Origin of the sequence: Bacillus sp. es.036 (assembly GCF_002563635.1) — a bacterium.
Lineage (GTDB): Bacteria > Bacillota > Bacilli > Bacillales > Guptibacillaceae > Guptibacillus.
This window is the reverse complement of sequence record NZ_PDIZ01000001.1, coordinates 2,939,679-2,950,779: the sequence shown is the minus strand read 5'-3', so window position 1 is coordinate 2,950,779 and position 11,101 is coordinate 2,939,679. Positions and strand designations below refer to the sequence as shown.

Annotated in this window: 8 protein-coding genes; all 8 read left to right on the top strand. The window is 37.9% G+C overall.

All coding sequences use genetic code 11. The features are described from left to right. Positions 1-58: 58 nt before the first annotated feature. The 8 genes from ATG70_RS15035 to ATG70_RS15000 all read left to right on the top strand — a co-directional run bounded on the left by ATG70_RS15035 (position 59) and on the right by ATG70_RS15000 (position 11,068). Complete coding sequence (locus ATG70_RS15035) at positions 59-1,342, top strand: nucleotide sugar dehydrogenase (RefSeq protein WP_098445078.1); 1,284 nt, start codon at positions 59-61, stop codon at positions 1,340-1,342. Positions 1,343-1,354: 12 nt separating this feature from the next. Continuing rightward, complete coding sequence (locus ATG70_RS15030) at positions 1,355-2,725, top strand: nucleotide sugar dehydrogenase (RefSeq protein ID WP_098445077.1); 1,371 nt, start codon at positions 1,355-1,357, stop codon at positions 2,723-2,725. Between the two features lie 23 nt (positions 2,726-2,748). After that, entirely contained in the window at positions 2,749-4,872 is a 2,124-nt protein-coding gene (locus tag ATG70_RS15025) for a glycosyltransferase (protein ID WP_098445076.1), read from the top strand. A 25-nt stretch (positions 4,873-4,897) separates the two neighbouring features. Beyond that, entirely contained in the window at positions 4,898-5,596 is a 699-nt protein-coding gene (locus tag ATG70_RS15020; RefSeq protein ID WP_179886290.1) for a glycosyltransferase, read from the top strand. Between the two features lie 191 nt (positions 5,597-5,787). Then, entirely contained in the window at positions 5,788-7,479 is a 1,692-nt protein-coding gene (locus ATG70_RS15015) for a hypothetical protein (RefSeq protein ID WP_098445074.1), read from the top strand. Continuing rightward, complete coding sequence (locus ATG70_RS15010; RefSeq protein ID WP_098445073.1) at positions 7,476-8,540, top strand: glycosyltransferase family 4 protein; 1,065 nt, start codon at positions 7,476-7,478, stop codon at positions 8,538-8,540. The genes ATG70_RS15015 and ATG70_RS15010 overlap by 4 nt, the downstream gene beginning before the upstream one ends. Positions 8,541-8,729: 189 nt before the next feature. After that, positions 8,730-9,956, top strand: a complete 1,227-nt coding sequence (locus tag ATG70_RS15005; protein ID WP_098445072.1) for a glycosyltransferase family 4 protein — start codon at positions 8,730-8,732, stop codon at positions 9,954-9,956. Beyond that, on the top strand, positions 9,953-11,068 hold the full coding sequence (locus tag ATG70_RS15000) for a glycosyltransferase family 4 protein (protein WP_098445071.1): 1,116 nt from the start codon (positions 9,953-9,955) through the stop codon (positions 11,066-11,068). The genes ATG70_RS15005 and ATG70_RS15000 overlap by 4 nt, the downstream gene beginning before the upstream one ends. Positions 11,069-11,101 lie beyond the last annotated feature (33 nt).

Here is an 11,101-nt window from a genome sequence, read left to right as displayed (position 1 = left end):
AAGGAAATGTGGTTACCACATTTATTTCTGAAGTTACTGTGAGTGAGGAGTTGTGATTATGAAACTTGTCGTAATGGGCCTTGGATACATCGGGTTACCGACAGCTGTTATGTTTGCAAGGCACGGCGTTCAAGTGCATGGTGTGGATATTAATGAGCAAGTGATTGAGACGTTAAAGAATAAAACACTGCATATTGAAGAACCAGGCTTAGGGGATATGCTTGTTGAAGCAGTCGACTCTGGCCGCTTAACGTTCGGCACAGAGCCGATCGCGGCAGATGGATTCATTATCGCGGTGCCTACTCCTGTCAATCCAGATAAAACAGCAAACTTAAATTATGTACGCTCTGCTGCTGAAATGATTCAGCCTTTATTAAAGGAAGGAAATATCGTTATTCTTGAATCGACAAGTCCTCCCGGCACAACGTTGAAGGTGCTTTCACCTATTCTAGAATCATCAGGCCTTAAGGTGGGGAAAGACCTGTATGTTGCCTATTCTCCTGAACGTGTTTTACCTGGTAAGCTGCTTGATGAACTTGTGAATAATAATCGTATTGTTGGTGGAGTGAATGCGGCCTCTAGTATCAGAACAGAGGGAATTTACAAAATCTTTGTAAAAGGAATGATTCACCAGACTGATGCCACGACTGCAGAAATGGTAAAATTAATGGAGAATACGTACCGTGATGTAAATATTGCGTTAGCTAACGAATTGGCACGTATTGCAGAACAGGTAGGGTGCGATATTTGGAAAGCTGTTGAATTAGCGAACTGCCATCCAAGGGTGAATGTACATTCCCCAGGACCTGGAGTTGGTGGGCATTGCATAGCTGTTGATCCATGGTTTCTAGTAGAAGCAAGTCCAGGGGATGCAAAGCTCATTCAAACAGCAAGAGCCATTAATGATGGAGTTCCCAAAAAGATTGCGAATCAAATTAAGGAACGAACAGAAGGGCTTTCGAACCCGAAAGTTTCTCTGCTTGGACTTGCCTACAAAGGAAATATTGGTGATGCACGTGAAAGTCCTTCCCTTACCATATTGCAAGAACTCGAAGATATGGGGATTGAATGTGCGGTTCATGATCCTTATGTCGTGGATAAGAGGATTGCGAATCAATTAGATACGATTGAAGATACGGTACGACATTCAGATTGTCTGGTGATTTTAACAGATCATAATGAATATAAAGATTTGAAACTTGAAACATTAGCAGCGTTAATGCGCCATACGTTGCTTTATGATACGAAGAATATAATAAGTAAACAACAGGCAGAAGAAGCTGGCTTTCAATATGAAAAAGTGGGGAAATCCCAAATCAACACGAATTTATTACATTTATAAAGGATGAATGAGATGAAGGAAGCATTGTTAACAAAGTTTGAAACAGGTAATGCACGTGTAGGAGTTATTGGACTTGGCTATGTAGGACTTCCCCTTGCGGTTGAAATGGCACAAAAGGGTTTTGAAGTATATGGAATCGATGTATCTAAAGAAAAAATGGACATTCTAAATAACGGGAAGAGTTATGTGATGGATATTTCCGATGAACAGGTAGAATCCATTATCGGAAAGAACTTTTTCCCAGGAGATGACTTTTCAGTTATCTCTAAATTAGATGCTGTTAGTATTTGTGTTCCGACACCACTTGCCAAAACAAAAGAACCGGACGTTTCTTATATCAATGCTGTCGTTGAAAAGTTAGTTGATTATATGACAGAAGGTACGCTTGTTGTTCTGGAAAGTACAACTTATCCAGGTACAACAGATGAATTAATTAAAGCTGTCATTGAAGAAAAGACTTCTTTCCGTGCAGGAGAAGACTTCTTCCTTTGTTTCTCACCAGAGCGTGTTGACCCAGGTAACCAGCAATTTAATACAAAAAATACACCTAAAGTACTTGGCGGTGCAACGAAACCGTGTCTTGAGCTAGGCGTATCTCTTTATAGTTCATTCCTAGAAAATATTGTTCCAGTTAGTTCAACAAGCGTTGCTGAAATGGTGAAGCTTCTTGAGAACACGTTCCGGAGCGTTAACATTGGCCTCGTAAACGAACTAACGATGATGTGCGATCGTATGGGAATCAATGCATGGGAAGTGATTGATGCTGCTGCTACAAAGCCATTCGGGTATATGCCTTTCTATCCGGGACCAGGAATTGGCGGTCACTGCATCCCACTTGATCCAGCATATCTCTCTTGGAAAGCGAAAATGTTTAACTTCTATAACCGATTTATTGAGCTTGCGAGTGACGTGAATGGAAACATGCCGCGCTATGCGCTGAATCAGGCTGCAGATATTTTAAATGATAATGAGAAATCCATTAAAGGATCTAAAATCTTTATTTTAGGTATGGCTTATAAGAAGAACATCGATGATCTTCGCGAATCTCCAGCACTTGAAATTTATCGCCTTCTTGAAGATAAGGGAGCACATGTGTATTACCATGATCCGTTTGTTTCAAGCTTTAAGAATGGTGAAGAAGTTGTTTATTCCGTTGAGTTAAATGACCAGAATCTTGATGACGCTGATCTTGTTGTGATTGCAACTGATCATACCACAGTGGATTATGATTATGTCATTGATCGCTCGAAACTAATTTATGACACGCGGAATGTAACGAAGAACTACAAAGATTCGAAAGGTAAAGTGACGCTACTTGGTGGCCAGCAAAACTTTGATTTACCTACGAATGTTGAAGAAAATTCAAGTGTAAACCCTAAGTAATTGATGTAAAAGGAGAATTCTACATGAAATTTGATGTTAGCCCATTTTATACAGAAAATATTGAGGTACTGATCAATGAGGGTTGCTTAAATAACAGACTGATTGCAAACGGAAGAAAAGCAAATTCCCTTCTTATTCTTTCTGGTGATGGGGAAACACAAGCTTCATTAGAACTAGCAAGAGTAGATCAACGTGTGACAGAACTTGTTCGTTTTGATGAGGATTTACAAAAGAAAAGAAAAATGGTTAGCTCCTTACCTCAGGAGCTTCAAGAGAATATAAACCTTCAAAAAGTGAATTACTATCGTGCAGCAGAACTGGAAGCGTACCATTCTGAAATGGTTCTTCTTGAAGGGAATTTTACACGAAGGTTTTACGAGGAAGGCTTTCTTTTGGCACTTCATCGTATTTTGTCAGAAGAATTGAATGGCAGCCTGGCGGTGAAATTTCCGATTAACGAAGAAATTACAGAAGATATTTCGGAAGTTGTTCTAAGTTTAAATCAATTCTTTATTGCCACTTCAATGGGATTTGAAGACGGCTATTTATTCTTCATCGGTGAACCTCGGACCGCACTTCCTGAAGACCGAATTAAACAAGAAGTGACAAGTGGGCTGTTAGCAGCTATATTAAAGCTTGAAAAAGCTCATCAGAAGTTGACCGCAGTTCTGGTGGAAAGTAAGCCAAGTAGTGAAGATACAGATGACGCGATTGCCACAGCAGTAGCGAATCAAAACATGGAGCAAATGATTCAGCAACAGTTCCAAATTAGAGATTTGAACGAACAACTTAAAAATCTAAAACGTGATTCAAATAAGAAGGAAAAGCAACTGTCTCAAGTGACAAGAAAATATAATCGCGCTCAACACATCGTAAACCATATGGATTCAAATGCATCTACCCGGTATTTGATTGGTGATGCGGTAATGGGATCAACGAAGTCATTTGGACGAGCCATTCGGTTACCAAAAAGGTTACTTCGCATTTACCGAGATGCTAAAAGTGGGAAAATTGGACGGATCAAAAATGGGTCTGGCTCGTTTGAAATTGAACCAATTAATGATGGGAATGCTATTCTTTTTGTGCCAACTAACGGTGCGGGCCTTGGCCATTTAACAAGACTACTTGCGATTGCGAGACGAGTGAAGCGGATTGATCCCTCGAAAAAAATTATTTTCCATACGACCAGCTCAGCAATGCATTTGATTTTGCAGGAAGGTTTTCTTGGCTACCACTTACCATCTAAGATGCTGTTTCCAAAAGAAATGAGTGCCAAACAGTGGAATGCAATGTTACGTGATCATCTTGAAACGGTCATTGGCATTCACCAACCTGAAACAATTGTGTTTGATGGCGCCTTTCCATATGCCGGTCTGGTTGCTTCGATGCGAAAAAAAGACGGATTAAGAAAGATTTGGGTAAAGCGTGGTCAGCATAAGGAAGGTAAGGCTGAGTTGGTGGAAACCAAAGAAGCAGAATTCGATGAAGTGTATGTGCCGGGTGAAGCTGGTGGGGAAAACAGTATGAGAAAAGAAGGAATAAAAACATTCTGTGAACCAGTTTTATATCTAGACCGACAAGAACTGAAAGACCGTGAAAGTGTCCGTCGCCAGTGGAACATTCCAGAAGGTATGAAAATGGTATACGTTCAGCTTGGCGCTGGGAAAATCAATGATATTCACTCAACGATTTCCATCCTATTGAATGAGTTGTTAAAAAGAGACGATGTCTTCGTCGTCATTGGAGAATCCATTATTGGGAATCGAATGGATTTAAAAATGGATCGTGTTCTTACATTGAGAGACTATCCAAATTCCATTTATTTCAACGCATTTGATTTGATCGTAACAGCTACTGGTTACAACACTTTCCACGAAGTCATGTATTTCGGAGTGCCATCAATCTTAATTCCGAATGAAAATACAAAAACGGATGATCAAGTGGCAAGAGCTATGATTGCTGGAAACGCTGGAGCTGCGATCGTTTTAAGAGATCCTGGTGCAGCTGATTTTGAAAAAGCCATTAAAGAAGCGCTTGATGAAGAAAACAATCAAAACATGAGAAGAAGTGCTCTTTCATTAATGAAAGAAAATGGGGCACAACAAATGGCGGAAATGATTGTACAAAACGCAACAGTGAATCAGTAGAAATTAAAATGGGAGAGTGATGAAGATGAAACGAAAAATCTTGGTACCAATCGCATTTAATAATTGGGCGTTAACTGATGTGAATGATAATCGTTTAACGAAGGAATGGATCGATCATCGTATGGGGATTTTCATGAAATACACATGTAGAAGCCTTAAAGCACAAACAAATCAAGATTTCACAACGATTCTTCAATATGATCAGCGTTCTGAAGAGCACGTAATGAATGCGCTGAACCAGCACGATCCACTTTCGGAAAACATTAAATTTGTGCCTAAGAATGCTTATAATAAAACGTTAGAGCGTGAAATTCAGGATTACGATGAAGTATACTTTGCACGAATTGATTCTGACGATATGTACCATAAAGGCTACTTTGAATTTCTAAAAAACCATCAACCTGCAGAAGGTACTGAAGCGCTTATTAATCAGTACGGCTACTTTTATGATGAGTATTCAGATAAGGTGGCAACAGCTAAAATCAAATCACCACCTTTTTATACGCTCATTTATAATGTGGCAGAGTATCTTGATGGTAAGCGTCACCCGGTTAAAGGTCATCTATCCGTCCACAGCCTTAACCATGAATTATTAGAGCCAAGAAACTACGTTCAAGTCATTCACTCGAATAACATGTCTACATCTTTTGAAAACCGTTATATCGATGGATTAATTGAAGATGAAAACGAAAAGAACCAAATTCTTAGTAATTTTTGGGGTTAAACGTACGAATGAAAAGCTGTCGGATTGTCCGGCAGCTTTTTTTACAAAGGATCATCTCTAACTTATTATAAATCCGTAATTCTATCAGGAAATGGCCCACAATCCTTTTTTGAATGTGTGGAATCAGCTATAATGCAAATAAATGGTATCCAATTCATTAGCTGCCTGTGCAGTAGAATCAGGAGAGTGGCATGTTAAAAAATCAGTTAGTGCATTTACAAAGTGAAACTTTATCCATTCCTGAACCTCAACGGTCGAGATTAAGATGGTGTGGCTCTAGAGCATCAGGAAAACACATTCTTCATATAAGCCAAACACCCGGGATTCTTTCCATTGTTAATGAAGATACTCAATTAGATATGGTAAACCTTATTGTTTCTAGTGATAATTTTTCTATTCTCGATCATCCGTCAATGGTAAATAGTACAAGCTCATTTTGGACAGGAGATCTTTCAGAAGAAATTCCATTTCCAACAAATTACTTCGATGTGCTTATTATTGAAGATGCTTTAGCTGAAATTCTGCCTGCCTATAATGATGAAGTGCAAAGACTTATTAAGCCGAATGGAAAAATCATCGTAACGGAAAAACTTAGACAGGCGATCCAATTAAAAGATGAGTGGGGAGCTATTTTCTCAAGCAATGAAAATATTGATCACCGTGTCGATGAACACTATGTTAATGTCGTACTAAGAAATATAACAAAAGCACCTGATCATTCAGAAAACGCAGTAGAAATTTTATTAAATGAGATGCAAGAAATAATTGACAGAATAAACAAAGATTACGTTAAGGCGATACAGGAAAAGCTTGAAGAGAAAAAAACAGAAGAACTAGCACGACTTCAAGAAAAGAATAAATTAGTGAACAGCATTCCTTTTATAAGAAAGAAACATGAAGCTCTTATTGCTCAATTGGAACTTTCATCTGAAGAAAAAAAGGAACTATCTCAAAAATCTAATGAAACCGTGATACATACGAAAAAATGTGACCTGCATGACCAGCTTAGTCGCTTTCTAACAGTTGGAAACATAACGATTATATTTGGAGAAAATCATTTATATCGAAAAAATAGCCTTGTTTTTTCACATCAGCTAGTAGATGTGCTCTCTCATAATAAGGGGAAAAATGTTGTTTATGTAAATGGAGACGAGTTTCAGAGATTTGCTCCTATTTATTGGGCAGGTTCAAACTTATTCCAAATTAGTCGTACAGAATTTTATGAACATCTTCACTTATTCGACTCTCCTGAAATGTTTGTAACCGTTCAAGATCATCAGCTAGCTAAAAGGCTTGGCCGATTACAGTGGAAAAAGTGGAGTGTCTATTATTTTCCAAATGAAATAGCAGACCAAGAGATTCATAGCTTTTTAGTTGGCAGTCTTAACCCTGATAGCTTTATTACTAGAATGAACAGCTATCTTCCATTTGAAAAGAAGGAAAGGGAATTAAAGGAAATGCCTATAGCTGATGAAGAAAAGCGAATTGTTATAGGCTACGTTGGAAACCTGGAACGAGTAGATTATCGTGCCATTAAGGAAATGTTGGTAGCTAACCAAAAGGTGGCGGTGGAACTTATCGGTTATAATCTTCCAGATGCTATTCCAATCAACACAAAAAGACTTATGATAAAAGAGTATACAAATGAAGATGAGTTAAGGAAAAGAGTGGGAAAATGGACATTTGGCTTTCTGCCATTTCGACAAAGTGAGCCAATCGTATCCATTAAGATGATGAAAACCATAGGTATTCCACTATTAGTTACTAATGATTGGAGTGCTTCTATACAAGATCAGAAAGTATGGTCACTTGATGAAGAGGAGACATTAAGTGGATTTTTAGAGGAAGCGATTGGCGTGTGGGAGGGGAGAGAAATACAATGAAAATCCTATATATTTATCGCTACTTGTTATTAGGTGGCGTAACCACTCAGTTGGCAAATAGACTCGAATTTCTCAGATCTGTCAGTGATCCTCACTTTATCTTTCTTTCTGATCATGGAGGTAGGACCGCCTTTGGAGACTTCGATCAAATCAAAGTGACAGATGACCCTGCTAGTGTTCATGATTATGTGAAAAAGCATCAGTTTGATTTAATTATTGCTATTGATACAAAGGAAATGACAGATTACCTAATAGACGTACACTGTGAGGTTCCTATCATTCAAGAGGTTCATGGCATTTCCTATAAGCTGAACTATTTGGTAGAAGATGAGCAGCGTCATTTTCGTGGATATATTGTTCCTTCGAATTATAGTAAGGAACGAATCGTTGCAGACTATTCGGCTCCTGAAGAACAAACGTATGTTATTCCTAATTGCCTGGATACATCATTATTCTCACCTAAACAAGTTGAGCCTCTTACAAATAAAAAAATTATTTGTTGGGTTGGGAAATTAAACGATCATAAAAATTGGCAAGGTTTTTTAACCCTTGCTGAAAAAATCTCTACACAACGTGATGACTGTGTGTTTTGGATTATCGGCGGAGAAACCGCTTCAATTAAAGCAACAAGGCATCTTTTTGAAGAGATAAATAAGCGGAATCTTCATATCCAATGGATTGATCGCATGGAATATAACGAAATGCCAGATCTTTATTCATTGGTGGCCGATAGCGGCGGTTGTACCGTAAGTACATCAAAAGGTGAATCCTTTGGAATGAGCCTCATTGAAGCCATGGCCTGCGGATGTCCAGCGGTTGCCCCAACAGTTGGAGCGATCCCTGAAATTTATGAAGGAACTCTTCAAAGGCTAACGTACAAGTTACATGATTTAGACTCATGTGAATCGATTGTTCATCGTCTTCTTGATAATAAAGAGGAGAGAAAAATACAAATCAACAGCGGTATTAAAAAAGTAAAAAGAGACTATTCCATTCAACATGTAGTTAAACAATATTTTGAACTACTACAAAATTTATCCAAGTTTCAGAAAGTCTGGTGAGTTTACCGGACTTTTTGCATGTGCAAAAGGGAATGTTATCACTAAATAAAATAAGTTTATTAACTAATTGTAAAATTTCGTTTACACTTCCAATGCTTTTCTTAATCAACTTTTCTTTCGATTCATTACGAAGTATAATGAAAGAAGTGTTTTTATGTCGTATTCTGGTTAAGAGGGAAAGGATTCATTATGAAGATTTTATATCTATCTCAACATTTCCCGCCCGAGATAGGTGCTGCGCAGGCACGTGCCTATGATATGTCAATGAATTTGGTAGAAGAAGGCTGTGAAGTTACGGTTGTTACGGCTTTTCCTAATCATGTTTCTTCCAAAAAGTTATTTCATTCCAGTGCGCACCTTGGTTTGAATGTGATACGTTCTTTTGTTGTACAGGACACAAAAAAGAGTACGGTAAGAAGAATGTTAAATTATTTCTCGTTTATGACAACTTCTATTATTGCGGGAATATTTGCGAAAAAACCTGACGTAGTTTTTGCAACAACACCACAGCTTTTCGTAGGCTTATCAGGTTACGTATTGAGTAAACTGAAACGTGCCAAGTTTGTTATTGAAGTGCGAGATTTATGGGTGGATTTTGCTGAAGTTTTAAATCAAATTAATAATAAAAAGCTATTAACGATGGCTCGGAAATTAGAGTGGTTCCTTTATAAAAAGGCGGACCATATCATTGTGGTGACACATGGATATAAAGACTATCTCATAGAAAAAGGGATACCTGAAAATAAAATTGATGTTATCACAAATGGTGTTAATCCAACTGAAATGGGAATGCTTGTCCCTGAAGAAGGTGTGAGGGTCCGTAAAGAACATTATCTAGAAGATCAATTTCTAATTCTGTATGCTGGTAATATGGGGATAGCTCAGGGACTTCAAACGGTGTTAGAAGCAGCTTATCGTTTAAAAGATGTTCCTACGATTACTTTTGTGCTTATAGGTGAAGGTGCTGAAAAAGAAAGGCTTCTAAGGTATCAAAAAGAGAAGGATTTACACAATGTTTTAATTCTGGATAGTCGAGCGAAGCAGGAGTTGAATGGCTTCTATGCTGCCGCTGACCTTTGTCTTGTTATTTTGAAAAATCATCCTCTTTTTGATATTACAATTCCATCAAAATTATTTGATTGCCTTGCAATGAACAAACCGATACTTCTCGGAATCGGGGGAGAATCAAAAGAAATTGTTAAAAGCTTAAATGCAGGTCTCTTTTTTGAACCAGAGAATGCGGAATCTTTAGCGAACGTTGTATTAGAGGCTGCTTCTACTCCTGAAATTATGGAGCATTTAGAAAAAGATGTTCGAAGCAAAATGTTATTAAAATATAATCGACAGGAATTATCGAAGAATTTAGCGCGTTTACTGGAATCTACTCAGGATAATGTAAAAGGTTGGTCCCAATGACAAAAGTGTGTGTTATCACGTCCATTCATTCACCCTACGACGGGCGTATTTACCATAAGCAATGTAAAAGTTTAAAAAAAGCGGGATATGATGTTGTGCTAATTGCACCTAAGCCCGATGTGGTTGAGTCAAATGAAATCCCGCTCATTACATTTAACCGGCCAAACGGAATAAAGAAGCGTCTTCAATCGATTTTCCATTTATATAAGCTTGCTAAAAAAGAAAATGCTGATCTTTATCACTTTCATGATCCAGAACTGATGATAGTAGGGGTTATGATTGAGTTGTTGCTTAAAAAGCCCGTTATCTATGATGTGCATGAACATTATCCAAATACAATAATGGGAAGAGATTATATTCCTTCTGTAGTCAAATTTCCTATGAAGCTTGCTTATATAGCTATTGAAAAACTAGCCCTTATCAAAATTAGTGGCGTCATTTATACAACCGAGGAAATTGGGCGACGCTATCGTAACTATAATGGTTGCAAAATTGAAAATTATCCTTTAAAGGAAATGTTCCCAGAACCATCGAATGAAAAAGATGAGAATCAAATTATTTATTTAGGCGGTATAACAAAGATAAGAGGTGTTTTACAGCTTATTAAAGGATTTGGTTTGGCAGTAAAAAGTGCACCTCAAGCAAAGTTGCTCTTCCTTGGTAGTTTTGAATCTGATCAATTTAGAGAAGAAGTCTACCAGCTTATTGACCAGCTTAAACTAAAAGAGAATGTAACTTTTATCAGTAGGGTACCCTACGAACAAATATCAGCATATGTGGAGCGGTCATCTGTTGGCATTCTTCCCTATTTACCATATCCAAACCATCTAGTTGCACTTCCTAACAAATTATTTGAGTATATGGCTGCTAACAATGCCATTATCTCTTCAAATTTTCCGCACTACGCTAACGTGATTGAGGATAGTCAAGGAGGTCTTGTTGTTAATCCAGAAGATCCTGAGGATATACGAACGAAGATGAGCCAACTCTTATGCAATCCGATTCAAACAAAAGAACTTGGTCGTAATGCAAGAAAAGCATTTGAAACGAAATACAACTGGACTTGTGAAGAAAAAAAACTGCTCGAATTTTACCGCAACGTACTAAAATAAGTAGCGGTGTAAATAAAGAAGCTTGAAAGAAGC